20 protein-coding genes are annotated in these 25,026 nt (G+C 56.5%); 12 read left to right on the top strand and 8 right to left on the bottom strand.

What is annotated here, in order from left to right:
* Positions 1-201: 201 nt before the first annotated feature.
* The 3 genes from dacB to pmrB are packed head-to-tail and all read left to right on the top strand — an operon-like array spanning position 202 to position 3,352.
* Entirely contained in the window at positions 202-1,635 is a 1,434-nt protein-coding gene (gene dacB, locus AC1MDE_RS16515) for a serine-type D-Ala-D-Ala carboxypeptidase (protein ID WP_479399799.1), read from the top strand.
* Positions 1,635-2,297 (top strand): two-component system response regulator PmrA, encoded by a 663-nt coding sequence (gene pmrA / locus AC1MDE_RS16510; protein WP_034826547.1) that lies wholly within the window; start codon positions 1,635-1,637, stop codon positions 2,295-2,297. The genes dacB and pmrA overlap by 1 nt, the downstream gene beginning before the upstream one ends.
* Complete coding sequence (gene pmrB / locus AC1MDE_RS16505; RefSeq protein WP_058959451.1) at positions 2,294-3,352, top strand: two-component system sensor histidine kinase PmrB; 1,059 nt, start codon at positions 2,294-2,296, stop codon at positions 3,350-3,352. Before pmrA ends, pmrB begins: the two co-directional genes overlap by 4 nt.
* Here the strand turns inward: pmrB and AC1MDE_RS16500 are convergent.
* Entirely contained in the window at positions 3,349-5,622 is a 2,274-nt protein-coding gene (locus tag AC1MDE_RS16500; RefSeq protein WP_479397990.1) for a TonB-dependent siderophore receptor, read from the bottom strand. The genes pmrB and AC1MDE_RS16500 overlap by 4 nt on opposite strands.
* Positions 5,623-5,882: 260 nt before the next feature.
* On the opposite strand from AC1MDE_RS16500, the gene fes reads away from it, so the two are divergent.
* Both fes and AC1MDE_RS16490 read left to right on the top strand, forming a co-directional pair.
* On the top strand, positions 5,883-7,094 hold the full coding sequence (gene fes, locus AC1MDE_RS16495) for an enterochelin esterase (RefSeq protein ID WP_166936427.1): 1,212 nt from the start codon (positions 5,883-5,885) through the stop codon (positions 7,092-7,094).
* A gap of 32 nt (positions 7,095-7,126) precedes the next feature.
* Complete coding sequence (locus tag AC1MDE_RS16490) at positions 7,127-11,041, top strand: amino acid adenylation domain-containing protein (RefSeq protein ID WP_480344845.1); 3,915 nt, start codon at positions 7,127-7,129, stop codon at positions 11,039-11,041.
* Positions 11,042-11,249: 208 nt separating this feature from the next.
* Here the strand turns inward: AC1MDE_RS16490 and AC1MDE_RS16485 are convergent, their stop codons facing one another.
* From AC1MDE_RS16485 to fepD, 3 genes are read right to left on the bottom strand one after another with little or no spacing between them, the layout of a single operon-like run.
* Positions 11,250-12,047 (bottom strand): ATP-binding cassette domain-containing protein, encoded by a 798-nt coding sequence (locus AC1MDE_RS16485; protein WP_058959455.1) that lies wholly within the window; start codon positions 12,045-12,047, stop codon positions 11,250-11,252.
* A complete protein-coding gene (gene fepG, locus AC1MDE_RS16480; protein WP_058959456.1) occupies positions 12,044-13,027 on the bottom strand; it encodes an iron-enterobactin ABC transporter permease in 984 nt (327 codons plus the stop codon). The genes AC1MDE_RS16485 and fepG overlap by 4 nt, the downstream gene beginning before the upstream one ends.
* Entirely contained in the window at positions 13,024-14,013 is a 990-nt protein-coding gene (gene fepD, locus AC1MDE_RS16475; protein WP_479397987.1) for a Fe(3+)-siderophore ABC transporter permease, read from the bottom strand. The genes fepG and fepD overlap by 4 nt, the downstream gene beginning before the upstream one ends.
* Before the next feature lie 139 nt (positions 14,014-14,152).
* Here fepD and entS point away from each other — a divergent pair, with 139 nt between their 5' ends.
* A complete protein-coding gene (gene entS, locus AC1MDE_RS16470) occupies positions 14,153-15,403 on the top strand; it encodes an enterobactin transporter EntS (RefSeq protein WP_480344843.1) in 1,251 nt (416 codons plus the stop codon).
* On the opposite strand, the gene fepB is transcribed toward entS, so the two are convergent.
* Complete coding sequence (gene fepB / locus AC1MDE_RS16465; protein WP_479401211.1) at positions 15,398-16,363, bottom strand: Fe2+-enterobactin ABC transporter substrate-binding protein; 966 nt, start codon at positions 16,361-16,363, stop codon at positions 15,398-15,400. The genes entS and fepB overlap by 6 nt on opposite strands.
* 177 nt (positions 16,364-16,540) lie before the next feature.
* Here fepB and AC1MDE_RS16460 point away from each other — a divergent pair, with 177 nt between their 5' ends.
* From AC1MDE_RS16460 to AC1MDE_RS16440, 5 genes are read left to right on the top strand one after another with little or no spacing between them, the layout of a single operon-like run.
* Positions 16,541-17,722, top strand: a complete 1,182-nt coding sequence (locus AC1MDE_RS16460; RefSeq protein WP_058962122.1) for an isochorismate synthase — start codon at positions 16,541-16,543, stop codon at positions 17,720-17,722.
* Positions 17,723-17,732: 10 nt separating this feature from the next.
* Positions 17,733-19,349 carry a (2,3-dihydroxybenzoyl)adenylate synthase gene (locus AC1MDE_RS16455; RefSeq protein WP_058962123.1) on the top strand — a complete coding sequence of 539 codons (1,617 nt, stop codon included), beginning with the start codon at positions 17,733-17,735 and terminating at the stop codon, positions 19,347-19,349.
* Positions 19,350-19,368: 19 nt separating this feature from the next.
* Positions 19,369-20,223 carry an isochorismatase family protein gene (locus AC1MDE_RS16450; RefSeq protein ID WP_034826585.1) on the top strand — a complete coding sequence of 285 codons (855 nt, stop codon included), beginning with the start codon at positions 19,369-19,371 and terminating at the stop codon, positions 20,221-20,223.
* Positions 20,220-20,978 carry a 2,3-dihydro-2,3-dihydroxybenzoate dehydrogenase gene (dhbA, locus tag AC1MDE_RS16445; protein ID WP_479402877.1) on the top strand — a complete coding sequence of 253 codons (759 nt, stop codon included), beginning with the start codon at positions 20,220-20,222 and terminating at the stop codon, positions 20,976-20,978. The genes AC1MDE_RS16450 and dhbA overlap by 4 nt, the downstream gene beginning before the upstream one ends.
* 1 nt (position 20,979) lies before the next feature.
* Positions 20,980-21,396 (top strand): hotdog fold thioesterase, encoded by a 417-nt coding sequence (locus AC1MDE_RS16440; protein ID WP_058962126.1) that lies wholly within the window; start codon positions 20,980-20,982, stop codon positions 21,394-21,396.
* Positions 21,397-21,542: 146 nt separating this feature from the next.
* Here AC1MDE_RS16440 and cgtA read toward each other — a convergent pair whose 3' ends face one another.
* From cgtA to rplU, 3 genes are all read right to left on the bottom strand, one after another.
* Positions 21,543-22,718 (bottom strand): Obg family GTPase CgtA, encoded by a 1,176-nt coding sequence (gene cgtA, locus AC1MDE_RS16435; protein ID WP_034826592.1) that lies wholly within the window; start codon positions 22,716-22,718, stop codon positions 21,543-21,545.
* Between the two features lie 249 nt (positions 22,719-22,967).
* Entirely contained in the window at positions 22,968-23,225 is a 258-nt protein-coding gene (gene rpmA, locus AC1MDE_RS16430) for a 50S ribosomal protein L27 (RefSeq protein WP_003851093.1), read from the bottom strand.
* A 15-nt stretch (positions 23,226-23,240) separates the two neighbouring features.
* Positions 23,241-23,552, bottom strand: coding sequence for a 50S ribosomal protein L21 (gene rplU, locus AC1MDE_RS16425; protein ID WP_034826596.1), 312 nt, complete (start codon positions 23,550-23,552; stop codon positions 23,241-23,243).
* 254 nt (positions 23,553-23,806) lie between these two features.
* On the opposite strand from rplU, the gene ispB reads away from it, so the two are divergent.
* Complete coding sequence (gene ispB, locus AC1MDE_RS16420; protein WP_038649473.1) at positions 23,807-24,778, top strand: octaprenyl diphosphate synthase; 972 nt, start codon at positions 23,807-23,809, stop codon at positions 24,776-24,778.
* Positions 24,779-25,026: the final 248 nt, after the last annotated feature.

Genomic DNA, 25,026 nt, shown 5'->3' with positions numbered 1-25,026 from the left:
GGTGACAGCAGAAAACAGCTTCTGCGGCGCGTTACCTCTTTTCACAAGCAAAAGAAGCCTGACCCGGAAAGCTTTCCGGGTCAGGTTCGGTTTTGCATTTTGATACGTATTTTACCCCAGAGTTCCCTGTGGGTCATCGTTTACTTTGCACCGCCTCGGGAAGTAGTATTGACGCCTTCACCCGTCAGTTACCGCGAGATTATGCGATTTTCACGACTTGTTACCGGATTAACCTGTGCGTTTATGCTGCAGGCACAAGCAGCCCCCGTTGAAGAATACATGCAGTATTTGCCAGACGGCGCAAACCTGGCGCTGATGGTACAAAAAGTGGGCGCATCAACCCCGATAATCGACTATCACGGCAAACAGATGGCATTGCCGGCCAGTACCATGAAGGTGATTACCGCGCTGGCGGCCCTGCTGGAACTCGGTCCGGACTTCCGTTTTCAAACCACGATGGAAACCAAGGGTGCAGTCAGCGATGGCACGCTCAATGGCGACTTAGTGGCGCGCTTTGGTGGCGATCCGACACTGAGCCGTCAGGATCTGCGCAACATGGTGGCGGCCCTGAAAAAGCAGGGCATTACGCATATCAAAGGCAATCTGGTGATCGACACGTCCGTGTTCGCCAGCCACGATATGGCACCCGGCTGGCCGTGGAATGACCTGACGCAGTGCTTCAGCGCCCCACCTGGGGCGGCCATTGTCGACAAAAACTGCTTCTCAGTCTCGCTCTATAGCGCCACCACGCCGGGCGAAAACGCCTTTGTGCGCATTGCGTCCTATTATCCGGCACATATGTTCAGTCAGGTGCGTACCATTGGCCGCAACAGTGGTGATGGGCAATATTGCGAACTGGATGTGGTGCCAGGCGAACTGAACCGCTACACGCTGACCGGCTGCATGCGCCAACGCACCGAACCCTTGCCGCTGGCGTTTGCGGTGCAAGATGGTGCCGCCTGGGCGGGCGAAATCCTCAAGGCCGAACTACGTGCCGCGGATATCGATTACAGCGGCCATTTAGTGCGTCAGACGCAGGTTACCTCACCGGGAACCGTGCTCGCGTTGACGCAATCCGCGCCGCTGCACAATCTGCTGCACACCATGCTGAAGAAATCGGACAACATGATTGCGGATACGGTGTTCCGCACCATCGGCCATCACTATTTCAACGTACCCGGCACGTTCCGCGCCGGTTCCGATGCGGTACGCCGCATACTGCGTGAAAAAGCAGGCGTCGATCTCGGCAACAGCATTCAGGTCGATGGTTCAGGCTTGTCGCGTCACGATTTGATTGCGCCAGATACCATGATGCAGGTACTGCAATACATCGCGAAAAACGACTCAACGCTGAACTATATTTCGATGCTGCCGTTGGCGGGTTATGACGGCACGTTGCAATATCGTGGTGGCCTGCATGAAGCCGGACTGGATGGCAAAGTCTCGGCAAAAACCGGTTCGCTGCAGGGCGTTTATAATCTGGCTGGATTTATTACCACTTCTAGCGGTGCACGTGTCGCCTTTGTGCAGTATCTTTCTGGTTATGCGGTGCCGCCTGAAGATCAGAAAACGCGGCGCATTCCTCTGGTACGCTTTGAAAGCCGCCTCTACTCGGATATCAACAAAAACAACTAATGAAATTGCTGATCGTTGAAGATGACGCGCTGTTGCAATCGGGCCTGGCTCAGGCCCTTAGCGCACAAGGATATGCTGTTGACTGCGCGAGTACTGCTGCAGAGAGTAATGCTTTCTTACGCAGTGGGCAGTACAGCCTGATCGTTCTGGATCTGGGTTTACCGGATCGCGATGGTGCCACGCTGCTGCGTCAGTGGCGGCGCGATGGCATCAACGTACCGGTGTTGATCCTGACGGCGCGTGATGCACTGGAGGATCGCGTGGATGGCCTGGATGCCGGTGCCGACGATTATCTGGTCAAACCCTTCGCGCTGGTAGAACTGCAGGCACGCGTGCGTGCACTGATTCGTCGTTTTCAGGGCCACAGCGATAATTTGCTGCAACAAGGTGATCTCACCCTCAATCTCAGTTCGCAGCAGGTTTTGCTGGAAGAGCGTCCACTGGAAATTACCCCAAAAGAGTTCGCACTGCTGACGCGCTTGTTAATGCGCGTCGGTCAGAACGTCCATCGCGAAACGCTGCAGCAGGATCTCTATAGCTGGAATGACGATCCCGGATCTAACACCTTAGAAGTTCATATCCACAATCTGCGCCGTAAGCTCGGAAAAGATCGTATCAAAACCGTGCGTGGCGTGGGCTACCGCCTGGAAGTGCGCGAATGAATAGCATGCGTCAGCGGTTACTGATTATGCTGGCGCTGATTCTCCTCACCTGCCAGGTGATGAGCGCCATCTGGTTATGGCATGAGAGTCGCGAACAGATCAGTTTCCTGGTCAACGAAACGCTGTCTGCTCAGGCGCGTAACGACCGCGTCGAGAATGAGATCCGTGAAGCCATCGCTTCCCTGCTGTTGCCTTCACTGGTGATGATCGCTCTGACGCTGCTGCTGTCATTCTGGGCGATTAACTGGATCATTCGTCCATTACGATCCCTGCAGGATAGCCTCGCCCATCGCTCCGCCGATAATCTCACCCCGCTGCCGGTTTATTCAGAAATGGATGAAATCGTTGCCGTGACCACCTCTATTAATCAGCTATTTTCGCGGCTCGACCACACGCTACAACAGGAACGCCTCTTCACCGCCGATGCCGCGCATGAATTGCGTACCCCTTTGGCCGGTTTACGTCTGCACCTTGAACTGCTGCACCAGCAGAACGTGCCGCAGAGTGAGATGCTGATTGAACGTATCGACCAGTTGATGCACACCGTGGAGCAACTACTGATGCTGTCGCGAGCCGGCCAGGCGCTGGCAGGCGGTCACTATCAGCAGTTGCTGTGGCAAAAAGACATCATGCAGCCGCTGCAGCCGGAAATGGCCGAACTTTATGCACAGCGACAGCAAACACTGCACTGGCCGAACGGCAAAGATATTCCGCAACAGGGTGAAGCCGTGTTGCTGCGCCTGATGCTGCGTAATCTGCTGGAAAACGCCTCACGCTACAGCCCGGAAGGCAGTGAAGTGAAGGTGAAAATGCAGCAGGACAAGCAGCAGGTGATTATCGAGGTGTGGGATCAGGGGCCGGGCATTGAGGCCGATGCGGCAGAAGAACTGACGCAAGCCTTCCGCCGTCGCGATCAGCGCTACGGTGGCAGCGGATTAGGTCTGAACATTGTGCTGCGCATTGTACAGATGCACCGTGGCAGGCTGGAGCTGGTCAACCGTAAAGATAGCAGCGGGCTGATTGCCCGCTGCTATTTACCGCATCAACTGCTTTAGAAGTGAGTGTTGAGGCTCATGTAGTAAGTACGGCCTGATTCGTTATAAGTATTGGCACCCGCACCGTACAGGTAGGCGCCTGTTGTGGCGTTACCGGTGGTTTGCGCATTACCTTCGCGGAAGTGGCGCTTATCAAACAGGTTGTCGATACCCAGGGTCACGCTGGCGTACTTATTTACATCATAAGTCCCGCTCAGACCAATAATGGAGTAAGGACTCACTTTATCGGCCGCGCTACCCGTCACCGGTTGACCTTTGTAGTCATACTTTTTCGGTGTTTGCGTGCCGTACCAGGTCAACGTGGTCTGCAACGACAGATCCTGCGTTGCCTGCCAGCTCAGCGTTGAGTTCAGGGTGTATTCCGGGATGATCGACAGACGATCGCCGGTTTCCTTGTTCTTACTCTGCAGCATGTAGGTGAAGTTGTTGTTCCAGCTCACGCTATCCGAGAACGGCACATTCACCGTACCTTCCAGCCCTTCCACCACCGCTTTCGGTACGTTTTCCCACTTGTAGATATCCGTGGTGCCATTAGAGGCTTTACCGACGGCTGCGTAACCCGCTTCAATCTTGTTGCGGTAATCGTTACGGAACCAGGTCAGACCCGCCTGATAGCCTTCGTGTTTCCACTCCAGTCCAATCTCTTTGTTGAAACTGTTTTCGGCTTTCAGGTCTGGGTTACCTTGCAGATAACAGGCACCGGTGCTGGCAGCACAGCCCTGACCGTTGCTGTACAGCAGGTAGTTCGGGTTAGTCTGGTACAGGCTTGGCGCTTTATAAGCCAGGCCCGCCCCCATCTTCAGTGTGAAGTCATCACCCAAACCTTGCGACAGGTTCAGAGACGGGCTCCAGTTGTTACCCACAATCGAGTGATGATCGAAACGCAGACTCGGCGTCAGCATGGTGCTGTCGGTCAGTTCCATGTTGTCTTCAGCGAACAGCGAGAAGATTTCCGCCTGCGAATACGGGCTACGACCGGTATTCGACACGCCAGGTACAGAACCATAGTTAGCAGCCTGAGTGGTTGAAGAGGGATCCTTCATGCTCTGCTGGTTCCATTCGGCGCCCAGCGTTGCCGTCTGATTAATCAGCCACTCAAACGGAATGCTCACTTCGCTGTGCAGCAAAATATCGTCTAACTGAATGGTGTTGAAACCATCGTTAGAGAAGATACCTTCCGTACCGCCCGCCAGACCTTCATTGATACGGGTGTTACGGGTTTTCTCATAGCGCGCATAGGTATTGGTGCTGACACCGTTATCCCAGGCACCGGTCCATTTCAACGAGATATTCTGGCGATACAGGCGGTTAGTTTCATCGCCATAGAGGCTTTTCACCAGCGCACTGGTGTTGGTGTTCTGCGTATCGCCTGCGTAAAGGTTGCCTTGACGGCTGTAACCCGCTTGCAACTCCAGGGTTTGCATCGGAGCAAACGCCCAGCTAAGTAACGCATTGATATCTTTATTGACCGAGCCTTCACGACCAGAAGGATAACTGCCCGCATACGTACCGGTACGCGCTGCCGCATGACCTTCGTTGATGTCATAAGCATCGGCCTGGGTTTTCGCTAAGCCACCGTACAAGCGGAAGTTGAAGTCATCACCCAGCGGCCCTTCGAGGCTGAAGTTAGTGCGTTTGGTCGCGCCTTCCGATTTGTGTTCCGGCGCATTGAAGTAGGTATTCCACGAACCGTGCCACTGCTGATCGGTATATTTCTTGGTGATAATGTTCACCACGCCGCCTGCTGCGCCGTTACCGTAACGCACCGCGGCCGGGCCACGAATCACATCAATGCGTTCGATCATCTCTGGCGGCACCCAGTTGGTGTCACCGCGGGTATCACGCTCACCACGCCAGCCCAGACGCACCGAGTTGCGGCTGGTGATCGGCATACCATCCACCATAATCAGGGTATTTTCCGGGCCCATGCCGCGAATATCGATCTGGCGATTGTTACCGCGCTGGCCACTGGTGGAGTTACCGGTCAGGTTAACGCCCGGCATGGTGCGAATAATTTCAGAGACATCACGTGCAGGCGGATGCTTTTTAATTTCATCTGCAGTGATGGTAGAAACGCCGGGCGCCTGTAGATTCTGCTGCTGGGCGGTCACCATCAACGTGCCGCCGTTCATCGATTCGGCGTCGGTAGTGGATTGGCTGCTGGTCGTCTTGCTGGAAGTGTCTGTTGCCCAGGCGCTGCCGGAGAGCAGTGAGGCGCTCAGCCCCAGTTCAATCAAAATAGCTAATGATAATCGTGAGTAACGCGTCATTGTTTTTCATTCCTGGATGGCCAGTAAAATGCCGTTGGATTCTTAACTGGCGAGCCGGTGAGAATATCCCTGTCCTTATCGCGCCCAGTTCCAGACCTGGCAGTGCCATCCGTTGCGTAACCTTCCAGGAAGGAAAGAGTCAGGCGGAACGAGCGTGCTCTTTTGAGCGGAAACACCCTATTGCAAATGCAAATAGTTATCAATAGTATTAATTATTAATCTTATGTAAATCTTTCCCTACACAGTGACTGGCAGCCCCTATGACCTGGCGAAATGATGTAACCGGTAGCGAAGCCTGGTGGCAGGAGCAACAAACTCAGGGTATTCCGCGAATTGACCCTCAGCAGGATGGCACCTGCCTGGTGACCTTCTTCTGGCGCGATCCCCAAGGCAGCGAAAAAACGTCAGCGATTCAGCGTGTATGGATCAACATCACTGGCGTGACCGATCACCACCAGAAACGTCCACCTCAGTCATTGGTGCGCGTAACGGGTACCGATGTGTGGTACTGGCAAACTGCGCTGCCATCAAACTGGCGCGGCAGCTACTGTCTGATGCCCGATGAGCAGGCAACCGACTTTAGCGGTGAGGCGGACATGTATGCCTTGCGAAACTGGTGGCGTGACAAATTCCCCACGGCGAAGGCCGATCCCCTGAATACACTGCGCGGCTGGGCCGGTGGGCGTGGCATGGGCGTTTCGCCGCTGCATCTCCCGCAAGCCCCTGATCAGCAAATCTGGCAAGCCGTGGATGATGGCAGCGCATCGGCTGTTTCTTTGCAACAATATCAGTGGGATAGCGCGTTACTAAGTAACAGTCGCAAAGTGTGGATTTATGCCACCGGCGAATCCGATAACGCGCAACGTCCACTGGCCATTCTGCTGGATGGGCAGTTCTGGGCGAATCAAATGCCGATTGCCGGGCCATTGCAGCAACTTACTGACGCAGGGAAACTCCCACCTGCCGTTTATCTGTTTATTGACATCATCGATCGTGAACACCGTAGTCGTGAACTGCCCTGTAATCCGCAGTTCTGGCAAGCCGTGCAGCAGGAGTTACTGCCGCAGGTGGCGCAATGGGCACCCTATCGCCAACAGGCAGACAGCACACTGGTGGCTGGACAAAGTTTCGGCGGGCTGGCATCGGTGTTTGCCGCGCTGCATTTCCCGGAGACGTTTGGCAATGCGCTGAGCCTATCTGGATCATTCTGGTGGCCCGAACGTGGCAACCCATACGGCTGGCTGTTGCAGGCGCTGGATAGCGGACTGGCTCCGAAACAACCGCTGCGTTTCTGGCTGGAGGCGGGTAAACGTGAAGGCCTGATTCTGCAAGCCAATCAACAATTAGAACAAAAACTTACCGCTGCCGGTTATCAGGTGAATTACCTGCCGGTGGAGGGCGGCCATGACGCGCTATGCTGGCGCGGTGGTCTGCTCGACGGTCTGCAAGCCCTGTGGCGCAATCCGACTTAACTTCATCACGCAGGACGCAAACCGGAGCACAGATGTCTGAATCTCTGATGAACAAAACCATGACCGACCAACACACCTTGCCCTTAGTGGCAGCCCAGCCCGGCATCTGGATTGCCGACCAGCTGACCCAGCACCACAATGCTTATGCGGTGGCACACTTTGTCGAATTACGCGGCGCGATTAACAGCGACCTGCTCGCGCAAGCCATCGTGGCTGGCATGCAGGAAGCCGATACGCTGAATATGGCGTTTGCCGAAGTCGAGGGCGAAGCACTGCAGTGGCTGCAACCGCAGACGTTCAGTGCGCCAAAAATCGTGGATTTGCGCGCTGACACCGATGCCGCCACCAAAGCCCGCGCGTTAATGCGTGAAGACATGAACGGTGATCTACGCGTACTGAGCGGTGCACCTTTATGGCATCACACGCTGTATCGCATTGGCGATCAGCACTGGTTCTGGTATCAGCGTTATCACCACTTAGTGGTGGATGGTTTCAGCTTTACCGCCATCACTCGCCGTATTGCTAACCTTTACACTGCCGCCGTGCAGCAGCAAGAGGCCGAGCCGACGCCGTTTATCCCGTTTAGCGAAGTCGTTGAAGAGTACCAGCGTTATCAGGAATCCTCTTCATTCACGCGCGATGGTGATTTCTGGCGCGAAAAAGGCGCAGCGCTGCCCTCACCGGCTTCGCTATCATCGCTGCCGCTGGCGGGACAAAGCGCGACCACCGATCTGCTGCGCCACAGCGTGACGCTCGATCGCAGCACCTTCCAGAAGCTGGTTAATCAGCATCCACAATCCAGCGCTGCTGACCTGGCCTTTGCGCTGGTGGCGCTGTGGCTGGCGCGACTCAGCGGACAAAATGATTTCGCCGCTGGATTCATCTTTATGCGCCGCATCGGATCCGCCGCGCTGTGTGCCACTGGTCCGGTGATCAACGTGCTGCCGATGGCCGTGCATTACGATCCCACCCAGCCGCTGAGTGCGCTGGCTGCCCAACTGGCTGGTGAAGTGAAGAAAATGCGCCGCCACCAGCGTTATGACGCGGAACAGGTGCAGCGCGATCTCGGACGTTTGGGCGATGGTGACCCTCTGTACGGTCCGGTGATCAACCTGAAGATGTTTGACTATCAACTCGATTTTGCTGGCGTTGAAGGCATAACCCATCAGCTGGCATCAGGCCCGGTGCGCGATCTGGAAATCGCTATCTACATCAACGAACAGGGTGAACTGACGCTGGAGTTGCTGGCGAATGCGGAGCGCTATAGCGAATCGACGCTGATTCGCCACGCCAGCCGTTTTGCTTTGCTGCTGGATCAGCTGGCGGAGCAACCGCAGCGTGCGTTGGGTGAACTGGATCTGCTAACCGCAGAAGAGCACGTACAAATTGCCGGTATCAACCAGACCGCGCATCCTGTTCCGGCAGAAACGCTGGCCTCACTGTTGGCGCAACAGGCCGCGCGTACGCCTGATGCCCCGGCGCTGGCTGATGCGACGCACCAGTTAAGCTACCGTGAGATGCAGCAGCAGTTGTATGCTCTGGCAGCGGATCTTAGTGCAGCGGGCGTCCAGCGCGGCGATATCGTCGCAGTGGCATTGCCACGTTCAGTGCATCTCTCACTGGCACTGCAGGCGATTGTGTCGCTCGGCGCGGCCTATCTGCCGCTCGATACCGGCTACCCCGACGAACGTTTGCAGCTAATGCTGGAAGATGCCGCCCCCAAAACGCTGATCACCTCAGTGGAATTGAGCGCCCGCTTTAGCGCTATCGATTCTGTTAAGCAGCTGCACTTTGATGCGCTCTATACAGCGCCAGACGCGCCACCACCCGCCAGCGAGCCGACACCACAGGATGGCGCTTACATCATCTACACCTCAGGATCTACCGGGCGTCCGAAAGGCGTATTGGTCGGTCATGAAGCGATCGTCAACCGCCTATTGTGGATGCAGGATCGCTATCCGCTGCAAGCTGACGACGTGGTATTGCAGAAAACCCCAAGCAGTTTCGATGTATCCGTATGGGAATTCTTCTGGCCGCTGCTGGTAGGCGCGCAACTGGTGATGGCACCGCCGGAAGCGCACCGCGATCCGGAAGCCCTTCAGCAGTTGTTTGCGCGTTACAAAGTGACTACCACGCACTTTGTCCCTTCGATGCTGGCCGCCTTTGTCGCGGCGCTGGACAGTGCGCCAGCGATTGCCTGCTGTGGCAGCTTACGTAACGTCTTCTGTAGCGGTGAAGCGCTGCCGACCGATCTGTCGCGTGAATGGGAAAAACTGACGCAGGTGCCACTGCACAACCTGTACGGCCCGACCGAAGCGGCAGTGGATGTCAGCTGGTATCCGGCGTTTGGCGAAGCGTTGGCAGCCGTTGAAGGGGCCAGCGTGCCGATTGGTTTCCCGGTGTGGAATACCGGACTTCGCATTCTTGATGCACGTATGCAGCCGGTGCCGCCTGGTGTGGCGGGCGATCTTTACTTAACCGGCGTACAGCTGGCACACGGCTATCTTGGCCGCCCGGATCTGACCGCCAGCCGCTTTATCGCCGATCCTTTTGCCGCTGGCGAACGCATGTACCTAACCGGTGACGTGGCGCGCTGGCTGGATAACGGCGCGGTGGAATACCTCGGACGCAGCGACGATCAGCTGAAGATCCGTGGCCAACGTATCGAACTTAATGAAATCGATCATGTGATGAGCGCACAGCCCGGTATTGAGCAAGCGGTGACGCATGCTGTGGTACTCGGCGGTGCCGCTGCACAAGGCGGCGATGCGCGTCAGCTGGTGGGTTACGTCGTCGCAGAGCACGTTGTCGATGGCGACGCGCTGCGTGATGCGCTGGCGCAGCGCCTGCCTGCACATATGGTGCCGGTGGCGATTGTGCAACTGGATGCCTTCCCGTTGAGCAGCAATGGTAAATTGGATCGCAAAGCCTTACCGCTGCCAAAAAATGCAGCTGACAGCGTGGGCCGTGAACCGCATCCCGGTCTGGAAACCCAATTGGCGCAGGCTTTCTGCCAGTTGCTGGCGCGTGACACCATCAGCGCCCAGGATGATTTCTTCGCCCTCGGTGGACACTCACTGCTGGCAATGCGCTTAGCTGCCCAACTGCGCCGCGAACTGCAACAGCCGGTTTCGGTGGGGCAGATTATGGTGGCTTCAACGGTGGAAAAACTCGCCCGGTTGCTGAGCGATACTCAATCGCATCAGCAGGCAGGTTTTGAAGCCGTTCTGCCGCTGCGTCAGGGCAACGGTCCGACACTGTTCTGCTTCCATCCGGCGTCGGGTTTTGCCTGGCAGTTCAGTATTCTGCAGCGCTATCTCGATCAGCGCTGGTCGCTGGTGGGGATTCAGTCGCCGGATACCCAGAGCCCGCTGAACCAAAGCGCACATCTCGATGAAGTGTATGATGCGCATCTGCAAACCTTACGTGACGTGCAGCCGCACGGGCCGTACTTCTTCCTCGGTTATTCGCTGGGCGGCACGCTGGCGCAAGGTATTGCGGCACGACTGGAAGCGGCAGGTGAAGAGGTAGCCTTCCTCGGCCTGCTCGATACCTGGCCGCCGGAAACGCAGAACTGGGATGAAAAGCGTGGCGAGAATGTGCTGGATCCGGCGGTGCTGGAAGAGGTGAATCGCGAGCGCGAGCAGTTTATCGCTGCCCAGCGCCATCAGGCGGGCGAAGAGATGCGCGCGATGTTCGATACCATCGAAGCCAACTACGCCAGTTCGGTGCGTCTGTTGGCCACCGCGCGCAGTGCGCGTTTCAACGGTCGCGCCACACTGTTCCTCGCCGAGCAGACGCAGCAGCCCGGTCAGGATGCGCGTCGCGCCTGGGCACCGTATGTCGGTGAGTTAGAGGTTTGGCCGATGGATTGTGCACACGTGGAGATTATTTCCCCGCAGATGTTTGAGCAGATTGGCCCGCTGTTGCAGCGGATATTAGGCTAGCGTCAGCCGATTTCCGGGAGGTCGAAAGGCCTCCCGGCGATAAACTTCTCTGCCTTTTACAGGGCGTTGAGATGAAGCCTCACTGCAATCAACCTGCCTGCCCTGTGCAGGGCACTGCGTTAAGACCTCGCGACACGATGCTCCACTGTGGTGTGCCGGTCACAGCATTTAGATTCCCGCGATAACATGCTTTATGCAGCCAGACCGCTTACTTTCCTCTTCCCAGCGGCACGATCATTGGCGTGTGCGCCACCGGATCTTCCACAATCACGCAGCGTAAACCGTACACCTGTTCAATCAACGCGGGTGTTACGATCTCTGCGGGCTTGCCTTCGGCCAAAATCTTGCCGTGACGCATGGCGATCAAATGGGTGGCATAACGGCAGGCGTGATTAAGATCGTGCAACACCACCACCAGCGTGCGGCCATGCTGCTGATTCAACTCCTGCATCAGTTCCAGCAGTTCAATCTGATGGGTGATATCCAGCCAGGTAGTCGGCTCATCCAGCAACAGCAGCGGGGTTTGCTGCGCCAGCACCATGGCAATCCATACGCGCTGACGCTGCCCGCCGGACAAGGTATCCACTGGCTGCTGCGCCAAATCCGCCACGCCGGTTGCCCGCATCGCGCTTTGCACCGCCTCTTCATCTTCACTGCGCCAGCGGCCAAACAGCGCTTGATGCGGGTAACGCCCACGTGCCACCAGTTCGGTAACGCTGATGCCCGCCGGTGCGTTGGAACTCTGCGGCAGCAGCCCAAGTCGACGCGCCACCTCTTTGGTCGGATAACGCGCTATCGCCTCACCATCCAGATACACCTCGCCTTTCAGCGGAGTATTGAGGCGGCTCAGGGTGCGCAGCAAAGTGGATTTACCGCAGGCGTTGGGGCCGATAATCACTGTCAGCTCACCTTCCGGGATCGCCACCGACAGGTTTTCTGCCACCACTTTCTTGTCGTAGCCGAGCGTCAGGCCTTCGCCATACAGCCGTGAAGGGATATCGATCATTGGCGTCGCGCCTCCCGCACCAGTAACGCAATCAGATAAAGTCCACCGAGGCTGACGGTAATTACGCCAACCGGTAATTGATAAGGCAGGAACAGATGCTGCGCAGCAAAATCGGCCGCAATCAGCAGCAGTGCGCCACACAGCGCTGCCAGCAGCAGCGCGCCTTTTTCGCCGCCGCCGAGTCGACGCGCGATCTGCGGCGCCAGCAGCGCCACAAAGGAGATCGGCCCTACCAACGCGGTAGATGCCGCCGTCAACACCACACCAATCAGCATCAGCAGCAGCCGACTGCGCTCCACCGGTACGCCGAGTGCACTGGCGGTATCATCGCCCATCTCCAGCAAACGCATGCGTCGGGTCAACAATGCCATCAGCAACAGTGACAGCAGCAATACCCCAATCACCGGCGGCGTTTTCGCCCAGGTGATGCCGTTAAGCGACCCGGCACTCCACAATCCGGCGCTGAGCGCGGATTCCAGCGAAGCACTAATAATCAGCCAGGCATTCAGCGCCATCAGCAAGGCGCGCACGCTGATACCAACAATAATCAGGCGGAAGGTTTCTACCCCGTTGCGCCAGGCAAACAGATACACCAATGCCGCCGTGCCGATACCGCCAACCAACGCTGCACCGGTCATGGCGGCGATGCCCTGATTGAACAGCACCAGCGCCACCAGCACGCCGCTATAGGCACCGGTATTGAAACCGAGAATATCCGGGCTGCCGAGCGGGTTGCGCAGCAGTGACTGGAAAATCGCGCCGCTGACGCCCAGTGCCGCGCCAATCAGCAGCGCCATTAGCACACGCGGCAGTCGCCACTCTAAAACGATCAGCTTGACGTTGCTGGCACCGTTTCCCGCCAGCACCTGCCAAAACTGCTCAGCCCCAATCGGCAATGCGCCTCGCGTCATCGCCAGATACGCCAGCAGTGCGCATCCGAGCAACAACCACGTGGTATGTAATCCAACCCGACGCGTCATAACGCACCTCGCCCGAGTTTACGGCGCACCAGCACAATCAGTACCGGCGCACCCAACATCGCCGTGACGATGGAGACGCGCAGTTCGCCCGCCACCAGCAGTCGTCCCAGAATATCCGCTGCCAGCAGCAGAATTGGGGTAATGATCGCCGTGGCGGGCAGCATCCAACGGTGATCGTTGCCGACCATCCAGCGTGCAAAATGCGGCGTCATCAGTCCGATAAAAGCAATCGGCCCCACTGCCGCCGTCGCCGCACCACACAACAACGCAATCGCCACTAAACCAAGCAGTTGCGTGCGCGCCACCCGCGTGCCCAGCGCGGTCGCCATATCGCCGCCCATGCTTAAACTGTTCAACGCCTGCGACAAATAGAGTGCCACTCCGCTGCCGATTAGCACGGCCGGGAACAGGGTGCGCAATACAGTGAAATTGCGAATATCCAGCGAGCCGCTGTGCCAGAAACGCAGATAATCATAAATATCGGGATTGAGCAGTGACAGACCAGACGTCAGGCCATCCAGCACCGCGCCCAGCGCCACGCCCGCTAACGTCAGTCGCACCGGATTGACTCGCCCGCCGCCAATCGCCCCCGTCATCGCTACCAGCAATGACGCCAGCAGTGCACCGGCAAACGCGAAGCCGAGCCAATCGAGGGGAGAATCCGCGCCAAACAGCGCAATGCCGATCACCACCGCAAACCCGGCACCTGCGTTAACGCCGAGAATGCCCGGATCGGCCAGTGGATTGCGCGTCAGGCTTTGCATCAGTGCGCCTGCTAACCCAAGGGCGACACCCGCCAGCAATCCGGCCAGAGTGCGCGGCAGGCGTGCATCACGCACAATCACGCACTCAGCGTTGTTACAGCCTGAGGTAAGAGAATGATAAACATCGGAAATGGGTATCGATTTTGCCCCCAGCATCAAGCTGAGCGCGATGAGGAGCAAGAGCAGAATCCCTGAGCCTGCTAATGCACGGATCTGGCGCATCGTTCTAAACCTTCACTGTTCAACGTCGTCGCATGCGCAACGCAATTTGATAATGGTTATCGTTATTACTCGCGTTTGCCTATGTTACCATGACTCGCCTCGCGGACGATGAGGAAAATTGGTGCAAAAAGGCGAACAAATGAACAAATCTTCCCACTTTATCGATCTCTCCCTGCTGAAAACCCATGCGGCATTTCGCGCAGTATTTATTGCCCGATTCATCTCGATTGTCGCATTAGGCATGCTCGCCGTGGCGGTGCCGGTGCAGATTCAGCAGATGACGCACTCCCCGCTTTTGGTGGGATTGGCCGTCACCCTCGCCGCATCCGGTATGTTTATTGGTCTGCTGACCGGCGGAGTGTTAGCCGATCGCTACGAGCGTAAGAAACTGATTTTGCTTGCCCGATCCACCTGCGGCTTGGGCTTTATCGCGCTGGCGATTAACGCTGCGCTGCCGCAGCCTTCACTGATTGCGGTGTATCTGCTGGGATTCTGGGATGGCTTCTTTGGCGCGATTGGCGTCACGGCGCTGCTGGCGGCCACACCGGCGCTGGTGGGGCGCGAAAACATTATGCAGGCCGGCGCCATCACCATGCTGACGGTGCGTTTTGGCTCCATCCTCTCGCCAGCCATTGCCGGACTTGTCATTGCACACGGCGGCGTGGTGTGGAACTACGGCTTAACCGCGTTTGGCACACTGATTACCGTACTGACGCTGCTGAAATTACCGCAACTCCCGCCGCCACCTCAGCCGCGTGAACATCCGCTGAAGTCGCTGGCCGCCGGGGTGCAGTTCCTGTTTGCCAGCCCGATTGTCGGTATGGTGGCGCTGATAGGTGCTCTGGTCACTCTGGCCAGCGCGATTCGCGTGCTCTACCCCGCTCTCGCACCACATTGGTCAGTGAGTGCTAACCAGCTAGGCATGCTCTACGCAGCCGTGCCGCTGGGTGCCGCCATCAGCGCGTTCACCAGCGGTAAACTGAAACATGCAGCCCGACCGGGACAGCTGGTGCTGGGCAGTGCGGTGGCCGGATTTATCGCGCTGGGATTATTCAGTCTGATGCCCAACCTGCCGCTGGCGCTGCTGTGTCTGGTGGCGTTTGGTTATTTCAGTGCCATCAACAGTCTGGTGCAGTACGCGATGATTCAACTGCTGACGCCAGACCATCTGCTGGGCCGCATTAACGGCTTGTGGACCGCGCAAAATGTCACCGGAGATGCGATCGGTGCGGCGATGATTGGGGCCATGGGATCGTGGTTATTGCCGCCACAGGCTGCCGCCGCGTTTGGTTTTGCGGCAGCGCTGTTGGGGATTGTAATGTGGTGTGTAATGGGCCGTTTACGTCGTTATGCGCCGCCAGCCCCTGAGCTGGCGGAGCAGGCATCATGATTTAACGAACAGTTTCTCCAGACGCGCCAGCAGATTGCTGGCGCTGTAGTAATCCAGACGGAACGAATCGACGCCAAGCGGGAATACCTGCTTATCCTTAACCGCCGCGTTTTGCGCGAGGAACGGATTGCCGATCACTGACTGTGTGGTTTTGTCATCAGCCGCAAACAGCAGGAAGGTTTTGCCCGTCAAACCGCTTCCCACATTCTCACCCGACAGCTGAATGATGTCTTTACGCTGGCCCATGCTGTGGCCTTGCTGCACGCTGGCGGGTGGAACGGCGAGGGTAAAGCCAAGTTGCTCCAGCAGTTTGCCCTGCGCTGACTCCGTGGTCCACACGTTGACGGCACGCCCATCGCCGTTCCACACCATGGCAGACACCGGCTGCGGCGGTAAGGTGATGGCTTTTTTCAACGCCGCTTCACGATCGTCAAACGCTTTCACTCGCTGTGCCGCCTGCGCTTCGTGGCCGGTTGCCTGGCCCAGCAGCGTCACCACATCCTGCCAGCTCTTGTCGTCGTAATTCACCACCAGCGTCGGTGCGATGGCGGAAAGCTGGCTGGCGAGTTTAATCGCAGAATCATTACCTGTGGCGCTCACCAGAATCAGATCGGGTGCTTCTGCGGCTACCGCTTCGGCGCTCGGCTCGCCAATATAGAGACGTTTTACATGGCGCTGTTTTGCCACCTCACCCCATTGACGGAAAAAGCCATGATCGTCGGCCAGACGGCTGTTCGGAGCGGTCGCACCGGAAGCCACCACCGGTGCATCAATTGCCAGCAACGATCCAGTTAAGGTGACGCTGGTTGAAACAATACGCTGCGGAGCTTTGTTTAAGGTAATTGAACCCTTTGCCCCCTGCACCGTGCGCGGCCATCCCTGTTCTGCCTGTGCGAGCCCTGTGAAAGTCTGGAAAATAAACAACAGGGCGGTCAGGCCCAATAAACCGCATTTATTCATAAGTTTTGGTCCACCTTTTAGCTTATTGCACGGCTCGACGTCACCTTCCGATTACGCCTAAATCATGCGGGAAATCCCGCGAATGGATTGACTCTTTTGTCCAATCGACGTAGGTTACAGGCCCATAATAAAAATGATAATCATTCTTAATAATCTTATCATTTATAGGTGAAAATTATGGTGGAATCATCCATGTTTGAAAATGCCTTATTAGAGGATTTTTCTGCGTTATGCCGTGGGTTCCTCTTTACCTCGCCGTGGCAAAGCCTCGCGACTCAAGGCTGCTATACCACGATAACCACCTCTGTGGCAGACGCTGCATCATTGCAGGGTGATTTTCAACTTCAGCTGCATCAACATTTTGCGGCGGCAAAACAACAAGGCATTGAGAATCCGATCCTGGTGGGTGCGATTCCGTTTGACGTGAGTCAGCCTGCGGCCCTGTTTATTCCTGAAACGTATCAAACTTTTCATCGTGCCGACCTACAGAATGCGCTGCCAGCGGCTGCCAGTGAGCTGCCGCAGGTACGTCGTCGCGTGGCGGTGCCCGATCACGATGTCTTTACCCAAATGGTGGCCGATGCGGTGACAGCAACGCAACGTGGTGACCTCGATAAAGTGGTGCTGTCGCGCCTGATGGATATTGTCACCGAGCAGCCAGTGGATACCGCGGCGCTGATGCAACGCGTCATTGCGCAGAATCCGAATAGCTATCACTTCCATCTGCCGCTGCCGCAAGGCGGTGCACTGGTGGGAGCCAGCCCGGAGCTGATGCTGCGTAAGCAGGGCCGCGATTTTAGCTCGTGCCCGCTGGCGGGCTCAGCACGTCGTGATCACCACGATAGCCTACAGGATCAGGCAGCGGGCAATACGCTGATGGACTCCAGCAAAGATCGTCATGAACACCAGCTGGTCACAGATGCGATGCGCGATACGCTGCAACCGCGCAGTCGCCTGCTGTCGGTGCCGACGGTACCGTCATTGATCACCACCGCGACCTTATGGCACCTCGCGACGCAAATCGATGGTGAGGTGCAGGATGATCGTGAGAACGCTTTGTCGCTGGCCTGCCTGCTTCATCCGACCCCCGCATTAAGCGGCTTCCCACACCAGCGTGCTCAGCAGCTGATTCAGCAGCTAGAGCCTTTTGATCGTCAGCTGTTTGGCGGCATTGTGGGATGGTGTGACAGTGAAGGAAACGGTGAATGGGTGGTGACAATTCGTTGTGGCACCGTGCACGGTGCACGCGTGCGACTGTTTGCGGGCGCAGGCATCGTTGCCGATTCCCAACCTGAATCAGAATGGCGCGAAACCGGCGTGAAGCTGGATACCATGTTGCGCGCTTTTGGACTGCAATAAAGGAAAGAGCATGAGCATTCCCTATACCCGCTGGCCTGAAGATTTGGCTGCGCGCTATCGCGAAAAAGGCTATTGGCTCGATGTGCCAATGACCGATATCCTGGCGCGTCATCAAGAGAATGATGCAATCGCGGTCATCGACGGCGATCGTCAAATCAGCTATCGCGAGCTGAATCAGCTAACCGATAACCTCGCGGCAGCCCTACAGCGCCGTGGCCTGCAACAGGGTGATACTGCGTTAGTGCAGCTAGGCAACGTGGCGGAGTTTTACGTCACGGCCTTTGCGCTGTTTAAACTGGGCGTAGCATCCGTCTTCGCGCTGTATAGCCATCAGCGCACCGAGCTGACCGCCTATGCCGCGCAGATTGAGCCTAAACTGCTAATTGCCGATCGCAGTCACGCGCTGTTTGGCGATGACACCTTTATTGGTGCGCTTTGTGCCGCTCAACCGTCACTGCAGCAGATCATCCTGCGCAATGACGGTGATAAAGAAAACACCCTCGAAGCTTTGATGGCGGAAGCGGCGGGCGATTACCAGCCAACGCCAACTGCTGCCGATGAAGTGGCGTTTTTCCAGCTCTCCGGTGGCAGCACCGGTACGCCGAAGCTGATTCCTCGCACGCACAACGACTACTACTACAGTATTCGCGCCAGCGATGAGATCTGCGAAGTCACGGCTGACACGCGTTATCTGATCGCCCTGCCCGCACCGCATAACTTCGCCATGAGCTCACCGGGTTCACTTGGTGTGTTTTATGCCGGGGGCCAGGTGATTCTTGCCGCTGACCCAAGCGCCACGCTCTGCTTCCCGCTGATTGAGAAGCACCAGGTCACCGATACCGGTCTGGTGCCACCCGCAGTGAGCCTGTGGCTGCAGGCGATTCAGGAATGGGGTAGCAACAAGCAGCTGGCTACGCTGCAGCGCATTCAGGTCGGCGGCGCGAAGCTCGGCGAAACCCTGGCGGCACGCATCCAGAGCGAAATTGGCTGCCAATTACAGCAGGTGTTTGGCATGGCCGAAGGTCTGGTGAACTACACCCGCTTTGGCGATGACGAGAAAACCGTGCTGACCACTCAGGGCCGACCGATTTCTGAAGATGACGAAGTCTGGGTGGCGGATGAACACGGTAATGCGCTGCCGCACGGCACGGTGGGTCGCCTGATGACACGCGGTCCGTACACCTTCCGTGGCTACTACAAAAGCCCGGAACACAATGCCACCAGCTTTGATGCTAACGGCTTTTACTGCTCCGGCGATCTGATTGAGATCAACCCGCAGGGTTACATCACCGTGCAGGGCCGCGAGAAGGATCAGATCAACCGTGGCGGCGAGAAGATCGCCGCAGAAGAGATCGAGAATTTGCTGCAGCGCCATCCGGATGTGATTCATGCCGCGCTGGTGTCGATGACTGATGAACTGATGGGTGAAAAAAGCTGCGCCTTTATTGTTGCCAGCCAGCCGATCAAAGCGGTGGCGCTGCGCCGTCATCTGCGCGATCTCGGTGTCGCCGAGTTTAAATTACCCGATCGTATTACCTGCGTAGATGCCCTGCCGCTGACCCCGGTTGGCAAGGTGGACAAAAAACGTTTACGCCAACAGCTTGCTGACCAACAAGCGCAAGCCTGAACCTATTCCGGAGATTGTAATGGCTATTCCAAAACTGAATTCTTACGCGCTGCCTGCCGCCACTGAGCTGCCGACCAACAAGGTGAAATGGACCGTAGAGCCACAGCGTGCTGCCCTGCTGATCCATGATATGCAGGCTTATTTCCTGAATTTTTGGGGCGAGAACAGTCCGCTGATCGATCAGGTTGTGGAGAACATTGCCCGCCTGCGCGCCTATTGCAAAGCGCAAGGTATTCCGGTGTTCTACACCGCGCAGCCCAACGAGCAGAGCGATGCCGATCGCGCACTGCTTAACGACATGTGGGGACCGGGCCTGAATAAGCATCCGGATCAACAGAAGATCGTGGATGCACTGGCGCCAGATCAGGACGATCAGGTGTTAACCAAATGGCGTTACAGCGCCTTTGTCCGCTCGCCGCTGGAATCGATCCTGCAGGAGATGGGCCGCGATCAACTGATCATTACCGGCGTTTACGCCCACATCGGCTGCCTGACCACCGCCACTGACGCCTTTATGCGTAACATCCAGCCGTTTATGGTGGCGGATGCGCTGGCCGACTTCAGCCGTGAAGAGCACATGATGGCACTGACCTATACCGCTGGCCGCAGTGGCAAAGTGGTGATGACCGCCGATCTGATGCCGCTGCCGCTGAGCAAAGACGATCTGCGTGCACTGATTCTGCCGCTGCTGGAAGATGACGATGTGCCAGAAGATGATGAGAATCTGATCGACTACGGCCTGGATTCCGTGCGCGTGATGGCGCTGGCGGCGCGCTGGCGCCAGGTGCACAACGACATCGATTTCGTTAGCCTGGCAAAAAACCCGAGCATTGATGGCTGGTGGGCTCTGCTGTCACGGACACCTGCCAAATGAGTGCTTCTTTCGACTTTAGCGGAAAAATCGTCTGGGTAACCGGCGCGGGTAAAGGCATTGGTTACCATACGGCGCTGGCATTCCATCAGGCAGGCGCACAGGTGATCGGCTTCGATCTGCGTTTTGATCAGCCCGACTATCCGTTTGCCACTCAGATTCTGGATGTTGCCAACGCGGCGGAGGTGAAAGCCGTGTGCCAGCGTCTGCTGGCTGAGCAGCCTCGTCTGGATGTGCTGGTCAACGGCGCCGGGATCCTGCGCGTCGGCAGTACCGAAGCACTCGCATTCGAAGACTGGCAGGCGTGTCTGGCGGTGAACGCCGGTGGCGCCTTTAATATGTTCCAGCAAACGCTGCCGGTATTCCGCCAGCAGCGCGCGGGGGCGATTGTTACCATCGCTTCTAACGCGGCTCACGCGCCACGTCTCGGCATGTCCGCTTATGGCGCTTCCAAAGCCGCACTACGTAGCCTGTGCCTCACCGTCGGTCTGGAAATGGCACCGTTTGGCGTGCGCTGCAACATCGTTTCACCGGGTTCAACCGATACCGATATGCAACGTAGCCTGTGGCATACGCCGGAAGCGGAACAGGAGATGATCAATGGCTTCCCGGATCAGTATAAGCTGGGGATCCCACTGCGTAAGATCGCGAAACCGCAAGAGATCGTGAACAACGTTCTGTTCCTCGCTTCGGATCTTGCCAGCCACGTGGTGCTGCAGGATATTGTGGTCGACGGTGGCGCAACGCTGGGATCCTGACATGGCAATCTGGAAACGATCGGTTGATCTGGCAACCTTAAATACCCTCGGTGATAACTCGCTGGTGTCGCACGTCGGCATCGTGTTCACGGTGATTGGCGACGATTACCTTGAGGCAACTATGCCAGTGGATACCCGCACGCAGCAGCCGTTTGGCCTGCTGCACGGCGGTGCGTCAGTGGTGCTGGCTGAATCGATGGGATCGATTGCCGGTTATCTGAGTGTGGAAGAGGGAAAAAGTGTGGTGGGGATTGAGGTCAGTGCCAGCCACCATCGCGCGGTGAGCAGCGGTGAAGTGCGCGGCATCTGCCGTCCTTTGCACCTTGGCGCACGCAACCAGAGCTGGGAAATTGAGATTCGCAATGGACGCGATCAACTGTGCTGCACATCGCGATTGACGGTGGCGGTGCTGGGGTAATTTTCCGCGACGGCCCTCACCTCCTTATTCCAGGGGGAAGAATCATCGCGCCGGATTGCTGCACACGATGCCCTTTCATCGGGAGGTGAAAATGGCACTCAGCAGCCATAAAAAAAGCGGCCAATTGGCCGCTTTCTGTTTTGCGATTAACGCTGGTAAATGATTTCGACGCCTTCGTCGTCTTCCTCGTCCCAGTCGTCATCCCAATCGTCGTCTTCTTCCACTTCCTGAGCGGTTTCCATGGCTTCGCGGTGATAATCATCCCACATGAAGGCCACTTTCTCCGGCTCTTTCGCTTCTTCTTCCGCTTCTTTCGGGTTCTCGATGATGAAGGTCATCACGTCCCAGCAGAGATCTTTCACGCCGTCATGGCTGGCCGCAGAAATCAGGTAGTATTTGTCTTCCCAGCCCAAAGCTTCCACAACCGCTTTAGCGCGGCTTTCCGCTTCTTCACGGTCCAGCAGGTCACATTTGTTAAACACCAGCCAGCGTGGCTTCTGGAACAACTTCTCGCTGTATTTTTCCAGCTCACCCAGGATGATGCGGGCGTTTTCGACCGGATCGGATTCATCGATCGGCGCAAGGTCGATCAGGTGCAACAGTACACGGCAACGCTCAAGGTGCTTCAGGAAGCGAATCCCCAGACCGGCACCATCCGCTGCGCCTTCAATCAGGCCCGGGATATCGGCGACGACGAAGCTCTTTTCGTTGTCCATGCGCACCACGCCAAGGCTTGGCACCAGAGTGGTAAACGGATAATCCGCCACTTTTGGTTTAGCCGCAGACACGGAGCGAATAAAGGTCGATTTACCGGCATTCGGCAGACCGAGCATACCGACATCAGCCAGCAGCATCAGCTCCAGCTGCAGGTCACGCTTCTCGCCCGGCGTACCCATGGTCTTCTGACGTGGGGAACGGTTAACCGAGGATTTAAAACGCGTATTACCCAAGCCGTGCCAGCCGCCTTTCGCGACCATCAGCTTCTGCTCGTGGCGCGTCATGTCACCCAGCGTTTCGCCAGTACCCTGGTCAATCACGCGGGTACCGACAGGCACCTTGATAATGATGTCTTTGCCGCGTTTACCGGTGCAATCACGGCTCTGGCCATTTTGACCACGTTCGGCGCGGAAAGATTTCTCGAAACGATAGTCGATCAGGGTATTCAGGTTTTCATCCGCCAGCAGGTAAACATCACCGCCGTCACCGCCGTCGCCGCCGTCCGGGCCACCGCGTGGAATGTATTTTTCGCGGCGGAAGCTGACGCAACCATTACCGCCATCGCCTGCGACCGCAAGGATCGTCGCTTCATCTACAAACTTCATTTTATTTCTCCGTCACGCTATCGTTCGCGGCGACTAAAGCACAGCAAACGGGTCCGCCAGGGTCTTCTGCGCTGACCGGCGGCGGATAATACAAGACTGGCAAAGCCAGGAGTACATAAATTGTACAGCAAACTGCGCATTTTGGTCAGAGGGAATCCCGCAACCTGCGGCAGAATGTAAAAAGCCCCGCAAAGCTGCGGGGCCTTCAATTCGTGTGTTCAGACGTTAACCGTCTGCGTCACAACAACCTTACTCAGCAACGATGCTGATGTACTTGCGGTTGTTAGGACCTTTAACTTCGAATTGTACTTTACCGTCTGCGGTAGCAAACAGGGTGTGGTCACGACCACAACCTACATTGGTACCTGCGTGGAATTTGGTGCCACGCTGACGAACGATGATGCTACCTGCCAGAACAGATTCACCACCGAAGCGCTTAACACCCAGACGTTTTGCATTGGAGTCGCGACCGTTACGAGTCGAGCCACCAGCCTTTTTATGTGCCATTTGTCAGATCTCCTCTTACGCGCCGATCACAGTGATTTTCACATCAGTGAACCACTGACGGTGACCAGCTTGCTTACGGTAGTGTTTACGACGACGAAACTTAACAATCTTAACTTTCTCGCCACGACCGTGAGCAACAACTTCTGCCTTGATCACACCGCCTGATACCAGTGGCGCGCCGATTTGCACGTCTTCGCCATTTGCAATCATCAGAACCTGGTCGAACTCAATGGTTTCGCCGGTTGCGATGTCCAGCTTTTCCAAGCGAACGGTCTGACCTTCGCTTACTCGGTGTTGTTTACCACCACTTTGGAAAACCGCGTACATATAAAACTCCGCTTCTGCGCATGCCTTTCTATTCATCAGGCGGCGCGATAAATATTCACAATAGGGCGCGAATTCTACGCAAATCTCCAGCAGAAGACAAGTGCACTTTGCACTCTCTTGCAGAAAAAAAGCGCAGGACGAATGCAAACGTTTCTCAGCCCGATTTTTCAAGTACAATCAGTAACAGATTACCTGAACTCACGCTGGGTAAAAGCGCTTACCATGCAAAATACGAGTCAAAGCTGAACAGACGAATGAACTTAGAACAGATTAATGAATTAACCGCGCAGGACATGGCGGCCGTCAACCAGACCATCCTCGACCAGCTGAATTCAGATGTCTCACTGATTAATCAGTTGGGTTACTACATCATCAGCGGCGGAGGCAAACGTATCCGGCCCATGATCGCGGTGCTCTCGGCACGTGCGCTCAACTATCAGGGATCGCTACATGTCACCAATGCGGCGCTGATCGAATTTATCCACACGGCGACTCTGCTGCACGATGATGTGGTGGATGAATCCGATATGCGCCGTGGCAAAGCCACTGCCAATGCCGCGTTCGGTAATGCTGCCAGTGTGCTGGTGGGGGACTTCATATATACCCGCGCGTTTCAGATGATGACCAGTATGGGATCCTTAAAGATCCTCGCGCTGATGTCTGAAGCAGTGAACGTGATTGCGGAAGGTGAAGTGCTGCAGCTGATGAACTGCAACGATCCCGATATTACGGAAGAGAGCTACATGCGCGTCATCTACAGTAAGACCGCGCGCCTGTTTGAAGCGGCTTCTCAAGCCTCCGCGATTCTGGCTGAAGCCACGCCGGCGCAGGAAAAAGCGCTGCAGGATTATGGTCGCTATCTGGGTACCGCTTTCCAGTTAATTGACGATTTGCTGGATTACAGTGCGGATGGCGAAACCCTGGGTAAAAATACCGGTGATGACCTGAGCGAAGGCAAGCCGACACTGCCGCTGCTCCATGCCATGCACAACGGTACACCAGAGCAAGCTCAGATGATCCGCAAAGCAATTGAAGAAGGCAACGGTCGCCATCTGCTGGAACCGGTACTGGATGCCATGCAACAAACTGGCTCGCTGGAATGGACGCGCAAACGCGCTGAAGAAGAGGCGGATAAAGCCATTGCTGCTCTGCAGGCCCTGCCAGAAACGCCGTGGCGTAGTGCACTCGAAGCATTGGCCCACATGTCAGTGCAGCGTGATTTCTGATTGCTATTACGGGGCGGCATAGCCCCGTTTTCTTTCCTGCCTTACCCGTATTCTCCCCTGCTTTACTTCCCAGCGCTTCACCTGACTGCCCATTACATTCCTTGCATCGCTTTTGCGAAAGAGGGCTCAGTTTAATGCGAGGCCAAAACAATTACTGGAAGCTTATGGAAATTATTTGCTATAAGGTTTTTGTTTTTTCCTAATATCTCTGTATTGGATACGCCCGTTGCGGCAGAGACAACGCAATA

It is taken from the genome of Pantoea folii (assembly GCF_056678875.1).
Note: the sequence above shows the minus strand (reverse complement) of the source record. Positions and strands in the feature narration are given on the sequence as shown.

Excerpts from the sequence above, each read along its gene's own strand:
- dacB (WP_479399799.1), top strand. The coding sequence starts at position 202 with ATGCGATTTTCACGACTTGTTACCGGATTAACCTGTGCGTTTATGCTG.
- pmrA (WP_034826547.1), top strand. The coding sequence starts at position 1,635 with ATGAAATTGCTGATCGTTGAAGATGACGCGCTGTTGCAATCGGGCCTG.
- pmrB (WP_058959451.1), top strand. The coding sequence starts at position 2,294 with ATGAATAGCATGCGTCAGCGGTTACTGATTATGCTGGCGCTGATTCTC.
- AC1MDE_RS16500 (WP_479397990.1), bottom strand. The coding sequence starts at position 5,622 with ATGACGCGTTACTCACGATTATCATTAGCTATTTTGATTGAACTGGGG.
- fes (WP_166936427.1), top strand. The coding sequence starts at position 5,883 with ATGACCTGGCGAAATGATGTAACCGGTAGCGAAGCCTGGTGGCAGGAG.
- AC1MDE_RS16490 (WP_480344845.1), top strand. The coding sequence starts at position 7,127 with ATGTCTGAATCTCTGATGAACAAAACCATGACCGACCAACACACCTTG.
- AC1MDE_RS16485 (WP_058959455.1), bottom strand. The coding sequence starts at position 12,047 with ATGATCGATATCCCTTCACGGCTGTATGGCGAAGGCCTGACGCTCGGC.
- fepG (WP_058959456.1), bottom strand. The coding sequence starts at position 13,027 with ATGACGCGTCGGGTTGGATTACATACCACGTGGTTGTTGCTCGGATGC.
- fepD (WP_479397987.1), bottom strand. The coding sequence starts at position 14,013 with ATGCGCCAGATCCGTGCATTAGCAGGCTCAGGGATTCTGCTCTTGCTC.
- entS (WP_480344843.1), top strand. The coding sequence starts at position 14,153 with ATGAACAAATCTTCCCACTTTATCGATCTCTCCCTGCTGAAAACCCAT.
- fepB (WP_479401211.1), bottom strand. The coding sequence starts at position 16,363 with ATGAATAAATGCGGTTTATTGGGCCTGACCGCCCTGTTGTTTATTTTC.
- AC1MDE_RS16460 (WP_058962122.1), top strand. The coding sequence starts at position 16,541 with ATGGTGGAATCATCCATGTTTGAAAATGCCTTATTAGAGGATTTTTCT.
- AC1MDE_RS16455 (WP_058962123.1), top strand. The coding sequence starts at position 17,733 with ATGAGCATTCCCTATACCCGCTGGCCTGAAGATTTGGCTGCGCGCTAT.
- AC1MDE_RS16450 (WP_034826585.1), top strand. The coding sequence starts at position 19,369 with ATGGCTATTCCAAAACTGAATTCTTACGCGCTGCCTGCCGCCACTGAG.
- dhbA (WP_479402877.1), top strand. The coding sequence starts at position 20,220 with ATGAGTGCTTCTTTCGACTTTAGCGGAAAAATCGTCTGGGTAACCGGC.
- AC1MDE_RS16440 (WP_058962126.1), top strand. The coding sequence starts at position 20,980 with ATGGCAATCTGGAAACGATCGGTTGATCTGGCAACCTTAAATACCCTC.
- cgtA (WP_034826592.1), bottom strand. The coding sequence starts at position 22,718 with ATGAAGTTTGTAGATGAAGCGACGATCCTTGCGGTCGCAGGCGATGGC.
- rpmA (WP_003851093.1), bottom strand. The coding sequence starts at position 23,225 with ATGGCACATAAAAAGGCTGGTGGCTCGACTCGTAACGGTCGCGACTCC.
- rplU (WP_034826596.1), bottom strand. The coding sequence starts at position 23,552 with ATGTACGCGGTTTTCCAAAGTGGTGGTAAACAACACCGAGTAAGCGAA.
- ispB (WP_038649473.1), top strand. The coding sequence starts at position 23,807 with ATGAACTTAGAACAGATTAATGAATTAACCGCGCAGGACATGGCGGCC.